Source organism: Mucilaginibacter terrigena (genome assembly GCF_004168255.1).
In the GTDB taxonomy this organism is placed as follows: Bacteria; Bacteroidota; Bacteroidia; order Sphingobacteriales; family Sphingobacteriaceae; genus Mucilaginibacter; species Mucilaginibacter terrigena.
Genome location: NZ_SEWG01000005.1, coordinates 340,175 through 356,329 on the forward strand (window position 1 = coordinate 340,175; position 16,155 = coordinate 356,329).

Annotated in this window: 20 protein-coding genes; 11 read left to right on the top strand and 9 right to left on the bottom strand. The window is 44.9% G+C overall.

Annotation, left to right across the window (positions count from 1 at the left end):
• Positions 1 to 43: 43 nt before the first annotated feature.
• The 3 genes from EWM62_RS14360 to EWM62_RS14370 are packed head-to-tail and all read left to right on the top strand — an operon-like array spanning position 44 to position 1,962.
• On the top strand, positions 44 to 751 hold the full coding sequence (locus EWM62_RS14360) for a 16S rRNA (uracil(1498)-N(3))-methyltransferase (RefSeq protein WP_129877358.1): 708 nt from the start codon (positions 44 to 46) through the stop codon (positions 749 to 751).
• Positions 752 to 1,414 carry a DUF4159 domain-containing protein gene (locus tag EWM62_RS14365; RefSeq protein WP_129877359.1) on the top strand — a complete coding sequence of 221 codons (663 nt, stop codon included), beginning with the start codon at positions 752 to 754 and terminating at the stop codon, positions 1,412 to 1,414.
• A gap of 50 nt (positions 1,415 to 1,464) precedes the next feature.
• On the top strand, positions 1,465 to 1,962 hold the full coding sequence (locus tag EWM62_RS14370; RefSeq protein ID WP_129877360.1) for an acetyl-CoA carboxylase biotin carboxyl carrier protein subunit: 498 nt from the start codon (positions 1,465 to 1,467) through the stop codon (positions 1,960 to 1,962).
• An 88-nt stretch (positions 1,963 to 2,050) separates the two neighbouring features.
• Here the strand turns inward: EWM62_RS14370 and EWM62_RS14375 are convergent, their stop codons facing one another.
• The 4 genes from EWM62_RS14375 to EWM62_RS14390 form a co-directional block, all read right to left on the bottom strand.
• Positions 2,051 to 2,599, bottom strand: coding sequence for an NUDIX hydrolase (locus EWM62_RS14375; protein WP_129877361.1), 549 nt, complete (start codon positions 2,597 to 2,599; stop codon positions 2,051 to 2,053).
• A 78-nt stretch (positions 2,600 to 2,677) separates the two neighbouring features.
• A complete protein-coding gene (locus EWM62_RS14380) occupies positions 2,678 to 3,478 on the bottom strand; it encodes a TPM domain-containing protein (RefSeq protein ID WP_129877362.1) in 801 nt (266 codons plus the stop codon).
• Between the two features lie 9 nt (positions 3,479 to 3,487).
• Positions 3,488 to 3,922 (bottom strand): TPM domain-containing protein, encoded by a 435-nt coding sequence (locus EWM62_RS14385; RefSeq protein ID WP_129877363.1) that lies wholly within the window; start codon positions 3,920 to 3,922, stop codon positions 3,488 to 3,490.
• Positions 3,923 to 4,025: 103 nt separating this feature from the next.
• On the bottom strand, positions 4,026 to 4,604 hold the full coding sequence (locus tag EWM62_RS14390) for a LemA family protein (protein WP_129877364.1): 579 nt from the start codon (positions 4,602 to 4,604) through the stop codon (positions 4,026 to 4,028).
• A 201-nt stretch (positions 4,605 to 4,805) separates the two neighbouring features.
• Between EWM62_RS14390 and EWM62_RS14395 the strand changes: the two genes are divergently transcribed.
• Positions 4,806 to 7,094, top strand: coding sequence for a GH92 family glycosyl hydrolase (locus EWM62_RS14395; protein WP_129877365.1), 2,289 nt, complete (start codon positions 4,806 to 4,808; stop codon positions 7,092 to 7,094).
• A gap of 209 nt (positions 7,095 to 7,303) precedes the next feature.
• Here EWM62_RS14395 and EWM62_RS14400 read toward each other — a convergent pair whose 3' ends face one another.
• On the bottom strand, positions 7,304 to 7,873 hold the full coding sequence (locus EWM62_RS14400) for an RNA polymerase sigma factor (protein WP_129877366.1): 570 nt from the start codon (positions 7,871 to 7,873) through the stop codon (positions 7,304 to 7,306).
• A gap of 431 nt (positions 7,874 to 8,304) precedes the next feature.
• On the opposite strand from EWM62_RS14400, the gene EWM62_RS14405 reads away from it, so the two are divergent.
• Positions 8,305 to 9,855, top strand: coding sequence for an NAD(P)/FAD-dependent oxidoreductase (locus tag EWM62_RS14405; RefSeq protein ID WP_129877367.1), 1,551 nt, complete (start codon positions 8,305 to 8,307; stop codon positions 9,853 to 9,855).
• Positions 9,856 to 9,968: 113 nt separating this feature from the next.
• Positions 9,969 to 10,454, top strand: a complete 486-nt coding sequence (locus EWM62_RS14410) for a DinB family protein (protein ID WP_129877368.1) — start codon at positions 9,969 to 9,971, stop codon at positions 10,452 to 10,454.
• A gap of 40 nt (positions 10,455 to 10,494) precedes the next feature.
• Here the strand turns inward: EWM62_RS14410 and EWM62_RS14415 are convergent, their stop codons facing one another.
• From EWM62_RS14415 to EWM62_RS14425, 3 genes are all read right to left on the bottom strand, one after another.
• Positions 10,495 to 10,710, bottom strand: a complete 216-nt coding sequence (locus EWM62_RS14415) for a hypothetical protein (protein WP_129877369.1) — start codon at positions 10,708 to 10,710, stop codon at positions 10,495 to 10,497.
• A 95-nt stretch (positions 10,711 to 10,805) separates the two neighbouring features.
• Positions 10,806 to 11,207, bottom strand: coding sequence for a hypothetical protein (locus tag EWM62_RS14420; protein WP_203235048.1), 402 nt, complete (start codon positions 11,205 to 11,207; stop codon positions 10,806 to 10,808).
• A 20-nt stretch (positions 11,208 to 11,227) separates the two neighbouring features.
• Positions 11,228 to 11,806, bottom strand: coding sequence for an RNA polymerase sigma factor (locus tag EWM62_RS14425; RefSeq protein ID WP_238989355.1), 579 nt, complete (start codon positions 11,804 to 11,806; stop codon positions 11,228 to 11,230).
• Between the two features lie 211 nt (positions 11,807 to 12,017).
• Between EWM62_RS14425 and EWM62_RS14430 the strand changes: the two genes are divergently transcribed.
• Positions 12,018 to 12,383 (top strand): CoA-binding protein, encoded by a 366-nt coding sequence (locus EWM62_RS14430; RefSeq protein WP_129877370.1) that lies wholly within the window; start codon positions 12,018 to 12,020, stop codon positions 12,381 to 12,383.
• Between the two features lie 79 nt (positions 12,384 to 12,462).
• On the opposite strand, the gene EWM62_RS14435 is transcribed toward EWM62_RS14430, so the two are convergent.
• Complete coding sequence (locus tag EWM62_RS14435; protein ID WP_129877371.1) at positions 12,463 to 13,035, bottom strand: C40 family peptidase; 573 nt, start codon at positions 13,033 to 13,035, stop codon at positions 12,463 to 12,465.
• A 97-nt stretch (positions 13,036 to 13,132) separates the two neighbouring features.
• On the opposite strand from EWM62_RS14435, the gene EWM62_RS14440 reads away from it, so the two are divergent.
• From EWM62_RS14440 to EWM62_RS14455, 4 genes are read left to right on the top strand one after another with little or no spacing between them, the layout of a single operon-like run.
• Positions 13,133 to 13,555, top strand: coding sequence for a very short patch repair endonuclease (locus EWM62_RS14440; RefSeq protein ID WP_129877372.1), 423 nt, complete (start codon positions 13,133 to 13,135; stop codon positions 13,553 to 13,555).
• A gap of 53 nt (positions 13,556 to 13,608) precedes the next feature.
• Positions 13,609 to 13,842 carry a helix-turn-helix domain-containing protein gene (locus EWM62_RS14445; RefSeq protein ID WP_129877373.1) on the top strand — a complete coding sequence of 78 codons (234 nt, stop codon included), beginning with the start codon at positions 13,609 to 13,611 and terminating at the stop codon, positions 13,840 to 13,842.
• Positions 13,839 to 15,029, top strand: coding sequence for a DNA cytosine methyltransferase (locus tag EWM62_RS14450; RefSeq protein WP_129877374.1), 1,191 nt, complete (start codon positions 13,839 to 13,841; stop codon positions 15,027 to 15,029). The genes EWM62_RS14445 and EWM62_RS14450 overlap by 4 nt, the downstream gene beginning before the upstream one ends.
• A 6-nt stretch (positions 15,030 to 15,035) precedes the next feature.
• Entirely contained in the window at positions 15,036 to 16,112 is a 1,077-nt protein-coding gene (locus EWM62_RS14455; protein WP_129877375.1) for an HpaII family restriction endonuclease, read from the top strand.
• Positions 16,113 to 16,155: the final 43 nt, after the last annotated feature.

A 16,155-nucleotide genomic window follows, 5' to 3' on the forward strand; every position in this document is an offset into this window, starting at 1 on the left:
AACCTTGATACCTGCTACTAACTACTTGATACTAAAAAAGAAAATGCAGCTTTTTTACACACCTGATATCGACCCCACTTTATCCCAATACTTTTTAAGCGAGGAAGAGAGCAAACACGCCGTGCGCGTACTGCGCCTGAATGTTGGTGATGCCGTCACCCTGATAGACGGCAAGGGCGGCCTGTATAAAGCCGAAATAAAGGATGCCCACCCCAAGCGTACCATCCTGCAGATCAACTCCGTTACACAGCAGTTTAATAAACGTAACCATTACCTGCATATAGCCATAGCGCCAACAAAAAATTTAGACAGGGTAGAATGGTTTTTAGAAAAAGCCACAGAAATTGGGATCGACGAGATAACGCTGATCATCTGCCAGCGGTCGGAACGGAAGGAAGCTAAGGCCGAACGCCTGAACAAGATCATTACCTCGGCCATAAAGCAATCTATCAAAGCATATCACCCTGTTTTGAATGCGCCGGTTAACCTGGCCCAATTTATAAAACAACCATTTGACGGGCAAAAGTTTATTGCGCATTGCGATGAGGGCGAAAAAGCAAGCCTGGCACAATCTATCTTAAAACAAAACCGTTATTTGATACTGATAGGCCCCGAGGGGGATTTTACCCCCGCCGAAGTAGATGCCGCTTTGCAGAGCGGTTATAAAGCCATAACTTTAGGTGAAAGCCGTTTGCGTACCGAAACAGCCGCATTAGAAGCATGTTTCGAAGTAAATTTTTTAAACCGATAAATGAGGAGATCCATTTTTGTTACCGCAGCTATTGCCCTGATGTTTTGCATCAGTAGCTTTACCGCGCCATCGTACAAAATGGGCAGGCTAAAATATAACGGCGGCGGTGATTGGTATGGTGACCGCACAGCCCTGGTAAACCTCATTAAATTTTGCAACGAAAACCTGAAAACAAATTTTCAGCCCGAGGAAGAGGTGGTTGAGGTGGGCAGCGAGCAGATCTATAATTACCCTTTTGTGTTTATGACCGGGCACGGCAACGTGCTGTTTAGCGACCAGGAGGCGCGCAACCTGCGCAAGTATTTAACCGGCGGCGGCTTTTTGCATATCGATGATAATTACGGGTTTGATAAATTTATTCGCCCGCAAATGAAAAAGGTATTCCCCGAGCTTGATTTTGTAGAGCTGCCGGCAAATTACGCCATTTATCACCAAAAATATAGTTTCCCTGCAGGCCTGCCAAAAATTCACGAACACGATGGTAAACGCCCGCAAGGCTTTGGGTTGATCTATAAGGGCAGGCTGGTATGTTTTTATACCTACGAGTGCGACCTGGGCAATGGCTGGGAAGATTATGGCACTTATGCCGGCGACAGCCAGGAAGCGCGGTTAAAAGCCCTTAGAATGGGCGCGAACCTTATCCAATATATCTTCACTAAATAAGATAAATTATCTGTTAATTCATAAATTCGGAAGATCCTGATCCAGACAATATGTACAAGATAAAAGTTAATAATACGCACGATTTTGAAGTTGAAAGAAAAGGCGATACGCTGTCAGTAAATAACGATACCGTCGACGCGGATATCAAGCAACTGAATGACCTGCTGTATCATGTTATTAACAATAATGGATCGTACAACGCCGAGGTGGTAAGTTTTGACCCGCAAGCAAAGACTGCCGAAATAAAGGTGAACAACAATATTTACACCCTTGCAGCAAAAGACCAGTTTGATGTACTGCTGGACAAGATGGGCCTGAGCAATCTGATGACCGCCAGGGTAAGCGATATTAAAGCCCCGATGCCCGGCTTGGTATTAAAGGTTTTGGTTGAAGAAGGCGCCGAAATTAAAAAAGGCGATAACCTGTTTGTACTGGAAGCCATGAAAATGGAAAACATTATTAAAGCCCCGGCAGATGTTACGGTAAAAACCATCAAAATAAAGCCCGGCGATAAAGTTGAAAAAGGACAGATATTAATTGTGTTTTAAGAAATATGGTGAGCCTGTCGAACCATTAAGAAAGCGTATAAGTCTCCGACAAGCTCAGACTGACAGTTGTAATAATTATCGGGCGGGCTTAAAGTTCCCCCAATTTCATCAAAGCGTAAAACAACCCGGTGCAATGTAAGGCCTGGGCTATTTTATTATCTGCCAGCAGCTGTTTTACTTCGGCTATTGTATACTCTTCCACCACAAGTTCTTCGTGTTCGTCAAGGCTTTGGCCCTGTACTTTTTTGCCGCCTTTGGCCAGGTAGCAAAAGGTTTTGTTATTAGCGGTGGATGGGTTGGCATATACGGTGCTTACCAGTTCGATATCATCAAACCGGTAGCCGGTTTCTTCCAGCAGTTCGCGGCGCATAGCGGCCTCAGGTGCCTCGTCGCCATCAATTACCCCACCAGGTATTTCAAGCGAAACCAGGTTGGCGGCATGCCTGTACTGGCGCACCATTAAAACTTTATTATCCTGGGTTATGGCAACAGCGTTTACCCAGTTAGGGTACTCCAGCACGTAATATTGCTCCACTATGCGGCCATCGGGCATTTCGCACTTATCGCTGCGCAGGGTAGCCCAGGGGCCTTTATGTATGTAGGTAGATGAACAGGTCTTCCAGTTAAGCTCACTCATAAGCATAGTAATTAAGCGCCTCACGCTATGTCAAAGGCACAATTTCGGATTTAGAATTTAGTGTTTAGGATTTAACCCTTACCAGCTGCCGCTGCTTCCGCCGCCGCCAAAGCTGCCGCCACCAAAACCGCCCCAGCTACCTCCTCCGCTGCTGCCTCCGCCACCGGAAAAGCCACCCCAGTTGCTGCCACTGCTACGGCCACCACCGCCAAGCATATTACCCGCCAGGAACCACCAAAACGGGCTTGCGCCGCCGCGGCTGCCAATTATACGGCCGCCACCACCACCGCCGCCGCGTTTACGGAATACGATGATAAGTATAAAGATGACAATAATAATAATGAAACCGATTGAGCCGCCGTCCTTTTTACTTACGGAATTCTTTTTTTCGGCCTTGTATTCACCTTTGGTGTATTTAATGATATTGGTAACGGCAGCATCTAACCCTCCATAGTAGTCGCCCTCCCTAAAGCGGGGCTTCATATCGTTCTGGATGATCTGCTGGGTAATGATATCAGGAAGCGCGCCCTCGGTGCCGTAGCCTGTTTGAATGGTCATCTTCCGATCGTTAAGCGCCACAAGCACCATTACGCCGTTGTTCTTATCCTTTGTGCCCACACCCCATTTCCGGCCGAGCTTTAAAGCGTAGTCGCTTATTTCGTAATCGCCTACTGTAGGCACTATAACTACGGCTATCTGTATCGATGTTGAATCTTCAAATGCCTTTAATTTAGTGTCCAACTGTTGTTTTTGGTCGCCGGATAGGGTACCAGTAAAATCACTAACAGGGCTGGCAGTTGGCTTATCAGGGAGGGTCTGCGCAAAGGCAGGGGCTAAACATAGCACCAGGCACAAGCAGAAAAATAGTTTCTTGATCATTATATAAATTTATTGACCGTCCATAAAGGCGATATCGTCCGGAAGCTCGTTCTTATCGTTAAGCATGTACGGGAAGTATTTTTTTAGCTGTTCGCCGGCTTTTTTAACACCGGTTGTAATGCCCTCAACCAGGTTGCCATATTTAAAATGGTTCAGCATTTCTTCTTTGGTGCCATCCCAAAAATCGGCAGGTACCACGGCGTTTATGCCGGCATCGCCAATGATGGCAAACTTACGGTCAACAGTGGCCACATAAATAAGTACACCGTTGCGTAGCTTGGTTTTATGCATCTCCAACTGGGCGAAATATTTTACCGCACGGTCCAGCGGGTCGCCGGCACAGGTTTTCTCCATACATACGCGTACCTCGCCCGATGTGTTCTTCTCGGCATCGGCAACAGCCTTTTGTATCCGCTGCTGTTCCTCTTCGGTAAATACTGCCATGGTTAATTAGTGATTTAGTGAATTTTAAATTTAGTGATTTATAAAAAGGAGTTAGCAAACAAGCGATCTCGATCACTAATTCACTAACTCATTAATTCACTAATTAAAAAGCGACTTTTGGCGCTTTATCGGCACCGGCATCGCTTTGGAAATAACCTTTTACAGCGAAACCGAATATTTTAGCGGTGATATTAGCCGGGAAAGTACGGATCTTGCTGTTGTATGCCTGTACCGATTCGTTAAAATCGCGGCGGGCAACGCCGATGCGGTTTTCGGTACCTTCTAACTGCACCTGTAAATTCCTGAAAGCATCATTAGCCCTTAAAGTAGGGTAGTTTTCTGATGCAACCAATAAACGACCCAAAGCAGTGCTTAACTGGCCCTGTGCCTGCTGATACTGCTGAATAGCTTCTGGTGTAAGCTTAGTTGGGTCAACCTGGATAGATGTTGCCCTTGCGCGTGCATTGGTAACTTCGGTTAACGTACCTTTTTCAAAATTGGCTTCGCCTTTTACGGTTGATACAAGGTTAGGGATCAGGTCGCTGCGGCGCTGGTACTGTGTTTGCACCTCGCCCCACTTGCCCTGTACGTTCTCGTCAGATTTTACCATGCCATTGTAACTGCAGCCACCCATAAGGGCCAGTACTACTACAACAGCTATTGCGATCAATAAATTTTTCATTGTGTGTTTTTAGTTTTTATAGTGATGTGAATTTACAAATTAGATTACAAAACGCATACCGTTGTTACAAAACGTAACATTTACGCCATAATGGCAATAATTGGCTGTGTAAATGTAATTAAATACGGCTAACATGCTATATGATTTTATATTTGCCTTTACTTAACTATTTACTGACACGCAATATCATACCATCAATAAATGAAAAAGATATTTTCTGCGCTATTAATTTGTACCGGCCTGCATGCAGCCGCCCAAAGCACACACGAAAATTTAGTGCAATACGTAAAGCCTATTATCGGTACACAGCGTATGGGCCATACTTACCCGGGTGCGACTGTTCCGTTTGGAATGGTGCAGCTTAGCCCCGAAACCGATACCGCCAGCTACGAGCTAAACGGTAAATATAACCCCAAAGTTTATGAGTACTGCGCCGGTTACCAATACGAGGATAAAACCATTGTGGGCTTTAGCCATACCCATTTTAGCGGTACAGGTCACTCGGACCTGGGTGACTTCCTGATCATGCCAACCGTAGGCGCTTTAAAGCTGAATCCCGGCGTTGCAGATGTACCGGGCAGCGGTTACCGCTCGGGGTTTTCGCATGCTAATGAAGTAAGCGCGGCCAACTACTATAAAGTAAAACTTGATGCCTCAAACATCACTGCCGAAATGACCACCAGCGCGCGTGTTGGTTTCCATCAGTACACTTTCCCAAAGTCAGACCAGTCGCATGTTATTCTGGACTTGATGGCAGGCATCTACAACTACCCCGACAAAACCGTTTGGACCTATGTAAAGCTATTAAATGACAGCACACTGGTAGGTTACCGCCAAACCAATGGTTGGGCGCGTACCCGTACCTTGTACTTCGCTATGGCTTTCAATAAAAAGTTCATTCAGCATGGGTTTAAAAAATATGATAAACGCGAAGTGTACGGTGGTTTCTGGGGTAAGTTCAACCAAAGCAAAAACTTCCCCGAGATAGCCGGCAAGCAGATCCGTGCATACTTCGACTTTAAAACCGAAGAAGGCGAGAAGATCAAGATCAAATTCGCCCTGTCGCCGGTGAGCATGGATGGCGCCCTGGCCAATATGCAGGCCGAAGTACCGGGTTGGGATTTTGACAAGGTAAAAGCCGACGGACAAAAGCTTTGGGAAACCGAACTGGAAAAAATAACGGTTAAAGCCAGCACCGAGCGCAAGCAGGACTTTTATACCGCTATGTACCACACCATGATAAACCCAACCATTTACATGGACGTTGACGGGCAGTACAAAGGCCTCGACCAAAACATACATAAGGCAGATGGCTTTATCAACTATACCACCTTCTCGCTTTGGGATACCTACCGCGCCCTGCACCCCCTGTTTAATATTATACAGCCACAGCGCAATGCTGATATGGTACGATCGATGATGGTGCATTTTGACCAGAGCCCTGAAGGGATGTTACCGGTTTGGAGCAACTCGGCTAACGAGAACTGGTGCATGAGCGGTTACCACAGCGTATCTGTTTTAGCCGATGCGGTTGTTAAAGGTAATGCGCCTTTTGATGCCGAAAAAGCATTGGCGGCTTGTGTGGCCACCGCCCGCCATCGCAGCTACGAGGGCATTGGCGATTATATGGATAAAGGCTACATTCCCGACGAAAGGACAGGCGTATCGGTATCTAACACGCTGGAGTATGCTTATGACGACTGGGCAATAGCGCAGATGGCTAAAAAGCTGGGTAAAACGGACATCTATAACGAATTTATCAAACGCAGCGAAAACTATAAAAATGTATACGATGAAAAGTCGGGCTTTATGAGGCCGAGGAAAGCAGATGGTACCTTCCGCGCTAAGTTTGACCCATTGAGCACCATCAACGAAGGTTTTATTGAAGGCAACGCCTGGAACTATACCTTGTTTGCACCGCAGGATCCCGAAGGTTTAATAAAACTGATGGGCGGCAATAAACGCTTTGTGCCTTACCTCGATTCGCTGTTCACCATGAACCTGCCGGATAAATACTTTGCCGAAACCGAGGATATTACCCGCGACGGCATTATTGGTAACTACGTACATGGTAACGAGCCATCGCACCACGTGGCTTACCTTTACAACTGGACAGACAAGCCCTGGAAAACGCAGGAACGCATCCGCATGATACTGCCGCGCATGTACAAACCAACACCCGATGGTTTAGGCGGTAACGACGATACCGGCCAGATGAGCGCCTGGTACATATTCAGTTCGATGGGTTTTTATCCTGTAGCCCCGGGCTCAGTAAATTATTCTATCGGCAGTCCATCGGTAAACAACGCCACCATACAGGTTGGCAATGGCAAAACGTTTAATATCGTTGTAAAAAACCAAAGCGAAAAGAATGTTTATGTGCAAAAAATGACCCTTAACGGTAAACCATATACCAGCTTAACCATCACCCACCAGGATATTATAAATGGCGGCGAAATGGTGTTTTACATGAGCAGTAAGCACAAGTAGAGGTTGGTGAGTAGAGATTAGTTGTCCGGTTGATATCGAACACTGATTGATAATTGAAAGGTGGGTAGCGAGAGCTGCTCACCTTTTGATTTATTGATTAACCCGGCGGGCTTGCCGGTCGGTAATCAATAAATCATTGTGAAGTTGGTTTTTTCTCCCTCTCCTTCGAAGAGGGCCGGGTTCAAAGAACTCCTTTGGAGGAGAGGCTTTTACCCTGCCATGCAATGGCGCTCTCTTACCGCTAATTTGTTCAGCTTATCTTTAAGGATAACGCGTGCACGGTGCAGCGTAGTGCGCGATAAAAGTTCGCTCATACCTAATTTAGTGCTGATCTCCTGGTGCGAGAACCCCTCTATAGCGTACATATTAAAAACAGAGCGGTAGGTGGTTGGCAGCTCCTGAACCATGTTCATCAGGTCGCGGGCTTCCAAACCATTATCATTATAGCTTCTGCTTACGGGGATGTTCTGCTCTGCAAAATCATCAACCAATACCATGCTTTTAGCTTTGCGGTAACGCGATATAGCGCTGTGCACCATAATACGGCGGATCCAGCCTTCCAGGCTTCCGTCGCCACGGTAGTTGCCCATGTTTTTAAACATTTTTATAAAGCCTTCCTGTAATATATCCTGTGCTTCGTCTTTATCTTTAGCATAGCGCATGCAAACCGCAAGCATTTTAGGCGCTAATACTTTATATAACATCTCTTGTTGCTTCCTGTCGTTACGCAGGCAGCCTTCCCAAAGTGTTTGTAAACGGTTATCAACGGTGGTCATCATTTTAGTAATTTTTAATTCTACAACGGGCTATGCCAAAACAGAGCCGTTTTTGTAAGTGATTGGTTTTCAGTTAAATAATTATTACTTTATTTTTTTAGTGTACGATAGCGAACAGTTAACCGTCCCTTACCGAACGCTTTTTGGTGTATTTTATACACTAAGCCGTAAGCCATACGTAACATACTGACAGGGTGTAACAATGGGATTGAAATTTTTTTATAGGAAAGCGAAATGTGACCACAAAGTGCACGAAGATTTTCACGAAGGGCGCAAAGGTTTTGATATCAAAAGGCTCTGTGTTCTTTGTGGTTATAAACTGCTGATCCTTCGTGCTCTTTGTGGTTAAAAGATCTACCTGCAAACCGCAAACTAAAAACTGCCAACTGAATACTTATCTTTGCATTATCCGGGATAAAAACCCGGCACACAGCATGATAAAAGAAGTAGAGATTGTTTGCCCCCCCGGGCAGCACGAAGACGAGACGGTTTTAACAGCACTGGCTTCGGCAGCTATCAACATTCCCCAAACACGCATTAGCGGAATAAAAATATTAAAGCGCTCCATCGATGCGCGCGGCCGTAAGGTGCTTTACCGCATGCAGGTAAGGGTATTTGTTGACGAACCTGTGCAAACCGAGAGCTACAATCCACAATATAAAAATGTAAAGGACGCCAAACGGGTTATTATCATAGGTGCCGGCCCTGCGGGGATCTTTGCCGCTTTGCAATGTATTGAACAAGGCCTAAAACCGGTGATCCTGGAACGTGGTAAGGATGTAAAACAACGCCGCCGCGATTTGGCCAACATTAATAAACAAGGCCTGGTAAACCCCGAAAGCAATTACTGCTTTGGCGAAGGCGGCGCAGGTACCTACTCGGATGGTAAGCTTTACACCCGCAGCACCAAGCGCGGCGACGTAAATGGCGTATTGAAAACCTTTGTAGCCCATGGCGCAACCGAAGATATTTTGGTAGATGCCCGCCCGCACATTGGCACCAACAAGCTGCCGCAGATTATAACCGCCATGCGCGAAAGCATTTTGGCGGCAGGGGGCGAGGTTCTGTTTGATACGAAGGTAACAGTGCTTATGGTGGCTTTTGGCAAGATAAAAGGCGTGCAGCTGGCCAACGGAGAAAAGCTTTTGGCTGATGCCGTGATACTGGCTACCGGCCACTCCGCGCACGATGTTTTCAGGATGCTGCACAGCCAGGATATTTTGATTGAGGCCAAGCCTTTTGCCCTGGGTGTACGCATAGAGCATCCGCAGGAAATTATTGACCGCGCCCAGTACCATTGCGAATACCGCGGCCCCGACCTGCCACCTTCCTATTATAATTTGGTTGAGCAGGTGGAAGACCGCGGCGTATTTTCGTTTTGTATGTGTCCCGGTGGTATCATAGCCCCCTGCGCTACCGCGCAGGATGAAATTGTAGTGAACGGCTGGAGCCCCAGCAAACGCAACAACCCCTTTGCCAATTCGGGTACTGTGGTGCAGATAAACATGGAAGATGTAAAGGGTGATATGAGCGACCCTTTCAGGATGCTGAACTTTCAGCAGCAGGTAGAGCATATGGCCTTTAAGGCAGGCGGCGGTAACCTGGTTGCCCCGGCCCAGCGTATGATAGATTTTGTGGAGGGCCGGGTATCGGCAGACCTGCCCGAAAACTCGTACCTGCCCGGCTGTAAAAGTGTAGACCTGAAAGAGGTACTACCCGAGTGGATCCACAACCGTTTGCGTAAGGCGTTACCCGCCTTTGGCCGTAAAATGAAAGGGTATTATACCAACGAAGCTATCCTTGTGGGCGTAGAATCGCGCACATCATCACCTATAAAAGTCCCTCGCGATAGGCAAACCTTCCAGCACCCGCAGGTAGCAGGTTTGTTCCCCTGTGGCGAGGGCGCAGGTTATGCAGGCGGTATTATCTCCGCGGCTATAGATGGGGTGAATTGTGCTGATGGGGTGGCGAGATATTTTAATTGAGGTGCAGATTCAGGCTTGCTTTTTATAATTCGCGTTTCAAAATCTGTTTAATCCGTCATATCGTATAAGTCGCGGTTCAAAACCAAAGCGCCGGCCCGTGCGTTTAACCAGGTATGACAATCATCGCCCAAAAACTCCAAAATTCGTTACAGCAGATTCTTTCACACGACCCATGGTATGGCCCTGCAACGTATGATATTATCGATAATGTTAGCTTTGAAGCAGCCTATGAACTGCCGCCCGGCTCGGTACATAGTATTGCCGGTATATTATTGCACATGCTGGGCTGGACGCAGGAAGTTACCGCACGTATGAACGGGCAAGCCGCCGGCGAACCCGCAGGCGGCGACTGGCCCGACCCCGGCCATCCCGATGAGGCTAAATGGAAACAACTGATCGCCGATTTTAAACTGGCCAACGTTACCCTGGCAGGGATTATCCAAAACTTGCCGGCGGATAAGTGGGATGCGCCTACTAACGATGCCCGCAACCGCGAAATGGGTACAGGAGTAAGCCACGAATCTTTGATTGAAGGCCTGGTACAACATCACGTTTACCACAGCGGCCAAATTGCCTTACTCCATAGGATTGTAGGTTAGTTTTCAGTTGTCGGCTCGCAAATAGCTGCAAACTGCCAACTTAATAAGGCAACTCCTCGCAGGTAAACCCGGCTATTTGCAGCATGTGGTTAATGGTTTGCGGTTCGATGCCGCTGCTTACCACACGTAGAATATTATCGCAATCTTCCAGGTCGAAGTTGTACTGGCGGATCTCGGCCAACGAGGTTAATAGCGGATGGATCCGGCTTACTTCCTGCCTGCTGGCAACACTTGTTTTAAATATCAGCACATCCATAGTAGTAGGGGTTTATTGTTATGTTGGTACGGGGGGCCCGGTGTGGAGAGCGTTAAAAATAGCTGTTACCGCTCCCCGTTCCTCTATCCCGAAACTTATTCCTTCGTCTCTTTCTCAGCTATCGGGGCATCTTTCCAGGCTTCGCGCCAGTCGTCGCGATGGCGGCCACGGCCACCCCAGCCACAACGGCTTTTCATTTGCTCTTTAAAGTGCTCGCGCTCCTCGGGCGACATGCTTTTCAGCCTTTCTTCCATCATTTGTTTGCGGCGCATCCACGGGGCACCACCGCCGCGGCCTTTAGGCCCGCCAAAGCCAAACAGTATTTTGCAGAGCACAAATATGCCCATGGCCTGCCAGTAGGTAATGGTACCTACGTGTAAAATATCGGGCAGCAGGTGGTTCCAAAGCTGCATTACTACAAAGCTTACCAGCGTTAATATGGCTGCTATCCCTATGGGGATAAATATAAACCGCCATTTATAAAATGTATTTTTCATTGTCTTATTTCTTTAATTTTTTAATATTCTGTAATTTCTTTATACAATTGTTTTAACCGTTTGCGTAAATGTAATACCGCGTAACGCTTACGCGATACCAGGGTGTTAATGTTCTCGCCTGTTTTTTGGGCGATCTCCTCAAAAGGCATATCATCAAGCTCCTGCCAAATAAATACCTGTCGCTGATTTTCGGGCAGCTCATCAAGCGCTATAAAAAGCTGTTCCCAAAAAAGGTTGCGCAGGTATGCGGTTTCCGGCGTTGTGGCCTCGGTAAGCAGTATCGACTGAAAATCCAGGTTATCCTCGTCGTCATCATCACCGCTTGCGGGCAGCATATCCTCCAGCAAGGTCTCGGTATGTTTTTTATGCTTATCGATGATCTTGTTTTTGGCTACCCTGTATAGCCACGCGCTGGTTTGCTCTATAGGCCCCGCGTTTACCACATTGCTAAACTGGTACCAAACATCCTGCAGAATGTCTTCGGCATCAGCATCATTTTTTACCTGCTTGCGGATAAACCCCAACAGGCTTTTACCATACGACGCAATGGTTTGTATGATATGGCTGTTGTTATCCTGGGGCATCGATGCTGCTGTCAATTTATGGTGTGTTTAAAGATAAAGACGAGCAGGGTTTGAAAACATTTTAAATTATTTTATTTTTTTGGAAAGGGATTGAAGAGGGAGGTGCGTGGAGCGGGGATTGATTGCGGATGTTAGGTATATTAGCCAAAGTGATTTCCCCGCTCCCCACTCTACAAATCCCGCACCAGCTTGCAAACTAAACAGCTACCTTGCATGTTCTACACATATGGCCGATAAAAAAACATTGATACTGGGCGCCACGCCCGATGCAAGCCGTTACGCTTACCTTGCTGCCAACCGCTTGGTGCGCAGCGGGCACAGCATTGTTAACGTAGGCATAAAAACCGGCGAGGTTGCCGGTGTACCCATCGAAAAACCTGAAACCATCCATACCGATATTGATACCATAACGCTGTACGTTGGCCCGCAAAACCAGCCGCCGCTGTACGATTATATCATTAACACTCACCCCAAACGCATTATATTTAACCCCGGCACCGAAAACAGCGAGCTGCGCCGCCTTGCCCACGATAATGGCATAGCCACAGATTACGCCTGCACGCTGGTGTTGCTGAGTATTGGACAATACTAAAAAGCGAAAAGCAGTAAGACTAAAGCTAAAAGCCGGATATCAGTAAGCTTTCTGCTGCTTTGGTCTTTTAGCTTTTCGCTTATTCAAATATCCTCACAACTTTTACAAATCTTTCCTGGTATCCTTTGGTGAGGACGGAGATGGTGACGCCGTTATCGCGACCCGAGGTGGAATGGATAAACTGCAGTTCCTCATTAGGGTTGGTAATTACAATACCCATATGGCCTACAATGCGCACGGTGCTATCGGTACCGGTGAAAAGTATGAGGTCGCCGGCGCGGGCGTCTTTTAACGGTACTTCGTGATCTACGTTGGTAAAATCGGCCGAAGTACGCGGCACGGCAATCCCGAAATGATTGAACACATAGGTAATAAAACCTGAGCAATCGAACCCCTGCTGCGGGTCGGTAGAACCGTATTTGTAGGGGATGCCCATAGCGGTACGTGCAAAAGCTATCAGTTCGGCAGGGGTGGTGCTGCCGGTGTTGATATGGTTCATATCCGCGGTGCCATCCGTTGGCGCCAATATCACCGTTTTGCGGCCCGCCGTATCGGTAACGGTATCCGCCGCGGTAATGGTGTACGTGGGCTTATCACCACCGCAGGAGAGTAGAGTGAAGAGGAGGAAGGCGAATGGGATGGGGAAGCGCATAAAATATTAACAGGGTGTACGGGGTTTTGTTCATTTTTGAAATAAAGCAAAGAATTTGAACTAAAAAACAAACCCCAACTATATAAGTTAATATAAAATGGCAGACGTACACAGTAAAGAAACCCGCAGCTATAATATGTCGCGCATTAGAAGCAAGGACACCAAGCCTGAATTACTCGTACGTAAATTTCTGCATAAAAACGGGTTTCGATACAGATTGCATGTAAAAGATATGCCCGGCAAACCGGATATTGTATTACCCAAATACAAAACCGTGATTTTTATACATGGGTGCTTTTGGCACGGGCATGAGGGGTGTAAAAAGGCTGCCTTGCCTGAAACAAGGAGAGAATGGTGGGAAACAAAAATTAACTATAACAATAAAAATGACGTCAATGTCGAAGCCTTGCTAAAGGCTGCGGGTTGGAATATAATAACTATTTGGCAATGTGATATGAAAAAGTCTTTGCTTGAAAACACTTTCAATAATTTGCTCGAAAATCTTCGTCAAATTTCTTAAAAGTTCACTTATATCCGATTGACTTATAGTCGAATAGAAGATAGCTTGCAGCTATGGATATTCGAAAGAAAATAGGTCTTCGTATAAAGGAATACCGCACTAATTTACAACTCACACAGGAAGCTTTAGCCTTTAAAGCTGAGATAGATAAGACTTACGTAAACGAGGTTGAAAACGGAAAAAGAAATATTTCTGTGATCAATCTTGAAAAATTAATTTTTGCTCTTGAGATTAGTTTAAGAGAGTTTTTTAATAGCGAAGCTTTTGATGGAGGGTTAACGAAATGAGCTTAACCTCATCAAAAAATAACACCCTTGATATTGACAAAGCTGTTGTTTCACATTACGTTGTATCAAAAAATAAAATATACAAAAATAGAGCTTATGAAATAGTAAATGATAGTAAGGAATACAATGAGCCCGAAACATTTTACCATGCTTTGCAGCAAAAATTATTTGGTGCGGAAGATGTTCCTTTTTTAGAACCCGAAAAAAAGAAATTTACGTTTATTGATCTTTTTGCAGGAATTGGTGGTTTTCGAATAGCTATGCAAAACCTTGGTGGAAAATGTGAGTTCACTTCCGAATGGGATGAATCAGCGAAGAAAACCTACTATGCAAATTTTGGAGAAGTTCCCTTTGGGGACATTACCAAAGAAGAAGTTAAAAGTTTTATTCCCGACGGGTTTGATGTCCTATGTGCCGGATTCCCTTGTCAGGCATTTTCTATTGCCGGGAAAAGGGGCGGATTTGAAGATACTCGCGGAACACTGTTTTACGACGTGGCTGAAATATTAAGGCGAAAAAAGCCTAAAGCTTTCTTCTTAGAAAATGTTAAAGGTTTAAGAAGCCATGATAAAGGAAAAACTTTAGAAACCATCATAAACGTACTTAGGAATGATTTGGGCTACTACGTTCCTGACCCCCAAATAATGAATGCCAAAAATTTCGGTGTTCCGCAAAACAGAGAACGGATATTTATAGTTGGCTTTAGAAAAGATTTAAACATCACCGAATTTCAATACCCTGAACCTTTTGACGCAAAGAAAGTGTTAGAAGATATTAAAGAACAAAATGTTGTTTCTTCAAAGTACTACCTATCAACCCAATATTTAAAAACCCTTCACGAACACAAAGCAAGGCATGCTAATAAAGGCAATGGATTTGGATTTGAAATAATTCCTGACGATGGTGTAGCGAATGCCATTGTTGTTGGAGGAATGGGCCGTGAAAGAAATTTAGTTTATGACCACCGTATTGTTGATTACACACCAGTAACTAAGATCAAAAGCGAAGTAAATCGAGAAGGTATTAGAAAGATGACACCAAGAGAATGGGCGAGGTTACAAGGTTTTCCGGAAGACTACAAAATAGTTGTTGCTGACGCATCTGCATATAAACAGTTTGGTAATTCAGTAGCGGTGCCAGCAATTCAAGCGACGGCAGAAAAAATTATTAAGATAATACTTAAATAAGATTATATGCTTACAGGAAATAAAGGAGAATGGAGCGAAATCTATGCTTTTTTTAAAATTTTAGCAGAGGGGAAACTGTATCCAGGAGATGCCAATTTAAATAAAATAGCAGGCTTCTTTTATCCTGTAATATCAGTTCTGAAAAATGAACTGTCGAAGGAAAAGACTTTCTCGCTAAGCGGGACTGATATCATAATCTCAGATGGTAAAAGCCCTTTAATACGTATACCTGTAACTCAATTTGCATCACATGCGTTAAGTTTATTAGCAAATATAAAATCGTCGAGTTCATCCTTTTCAGTGGCCTCAACAGAGACTTTTCTAAAAAGCTTAGGTTTATACACATTGAAAGCCAATTCATCGACAAAAGCCGATATAGTAATTCAGATACATGATTCAAGAACGAATTTTCAACCAATTTTAGGTTTTAGTATCAAATCAAAGTTAGGAAGCCCATCAACATTGTTGAACGCAAGTACCGCTACGAATCTTAATTTTAAAATCAAGGGCATTAGTCTTTCAACCTCCGAAGTAAACGTAATTAACAGTATTAATACATCAAGCAAAATTAGAGATAGAGTTCAAACTATTTATAAAAAAGGTGCATCACTTGAATTTGTTGATACTGATAATAAAACATTTTATAATAATCTCGTTCTTATCGATTCATTATTGCCTATCATAGTTTCAGAGGCTCTAATAGCTTATTATAAAGATCATATAGTTACTTTATCAGCATTATGTACTTATTTAACAAATACCAACCCCGTAGGATTTGATCAATCTTTAAAGCATAAATTCTATGAGCATAAACTAAAACGGTTTTTATCTGAAGTTGCATTAGGAATGATGCCCAATACGACCTGGACAGGAGAGTACGACGGAACTGAGGGTTATATTGTTATCAAAGAGGATGGAGAGGTTGTTTGTTATCACATCATAAATCGCAACTTATTTGAAGATTATCTTTTAGCTAATACAAGAATAGACACTCCGAGTTCAGCAAGACATGGTTATGGATTAATCTATAATACGAATGGGGACAACTTTTTAAAGCTTAATTTTCAAATAAGATTCATTTGATTCTCTTTTCCTCAATTCTTCCTACATTTAATCCCAACAACCC

Excerpts from the sequence above, each read along its gene's own strand:
- EWM62_RS14380 (WP_129877362.1), bottom strand. The coding sequence starts at position 3,478 with ATGATCAAGAAACTATTTTTCTGCTTGTGCCTGGTGCTATGTTTAGCC.
- EWM62_RS14385 (WP_129877363.1), bottom strand. The coding sequence starts at position 3,922 with ATGGCAGTATTTACCGAAGAGGAACAGCAGCGGATACAAAAGGCTGTT.
- EWM62_RS14455 (WP_129877375.1), top strand. The coding sequence starts at position 15,036 with ATGCTTACAGGAAATAAAGGAGAATGGAGCGAAATCTATGCTTTTTTT.
- EWM62_RS14395 (WP_129877365.1), top strand. The coding sequence starts at position 4,806 with ATGAAAAAGATATTTTCTGCGCTATTAATTTGTACCGGCCTGCATGCA.
- EWM62_RS14370 (WP_129877360.1), top strand. The coding sequence starts at position 1,465 with ATGTACAAGATAAAAGTTAATAATACGCACGATTTTGAAGTTGAAAGA.
- EWM62_RS14405 (WP_129877367.1), top strand. The coding sequence starts at position 8,305 with ATGATAAAAGAAGTAGAGATTGTTTGCCCCCCCGGGCAGCACGAAGAC.
- EWM62_RS14430 (WP_129877370.1), top strand. The coding sequence starts at position 12,018 with ATGGCCGATAAAAAAACATTGATACTGGGCGCCACGCCCGATGCAAGC.
- EWM62_RS14445 (WP_129877373.1), top strand. The coding sequence starts at position 13,609 with ATGGATATTCGAAAGAAAATAGGTCTTCGTATAAAGGAATACCGCACT.
- EWM62_RS14415 (WP_129877369.1), bottom strand. The coding sequence starts at position 10,710 with ATGGATGTGCTGATATTTAAAACAAGTGTTGCCAGCAGGCAGGAAGTA.
- EWM62_RS14365 (WP_129877359.1), top strand. The coding sequence starts at position 752 with ATGAGGAGATCCATTTTTGTTACCGCAGCTATTGCCCTGATGTTTTGC.
- EWM62_RS14420 (WP_203235048.1), bottom strand. The coding sequence starts at position 11,207 with ATGAAAAATACATTTTATAAATGGCGGTTTATATTTATCCCCATAGGG.
- EWM62_RS14375 (WP_129877361.1), bottom strand. The coding sequence starts at position 2,599 with ATGAGTGAGCTTAACTGGAAGACCTGTTCATCTACCTACATACATAAA.
- EWM62_RS14410 (WP_129877368.1), top strand. The coding sequence starts at position 9,969 with ATGACAATCATCGCCCAAAAACTCCAAAATTCGTTACAGCAGATTCTT.
- EWM62_RS14390 (WP_129877364.1), bottom strand. The coding sequence starts at position 4,604 with ATGAAAAATTTATTGATCGCAATAGCTGTTGTAGTAGTACTGGCCCTT.
- EWM62_RS14360 (WP_129877358.1), top strand. The coding sequence starts at position 44 with ATGCAGCTTTTTTACACACCTGATATCGACCCCACTTTATCCCAATAC.
- EWM62_RS14400 (WP_129877366.1), bottom strand. The coding sequence starts at position 7,873 with ATGATGACCACCGTTGATAACCGTTTACAAACACTTTGGGAAGGCTGC.
- EWM62_RS14435 (WP_129877371.1), bottom strand. The coding sequence starts at position 13,035 with ATGCGCTTCCCCATCCCATTCGCCTTCCTCCTCTTCACTCTACTCTCC.
- EWM62_RS14440 (WP_129877372.1), top strand. The coding sequence starts at position 13,133 with ATGGCAGACGTACACAGTAAAGAAACCCGCAGCTATAATATGTCGCGC.
- EWM62_RS14450 (WP_129877374.1), top strand. The coding sequence starts at position 13,839 with ATGAGCTTAACCTCATCAAAAAATAACACCCTTGATATTGACAAAGCT.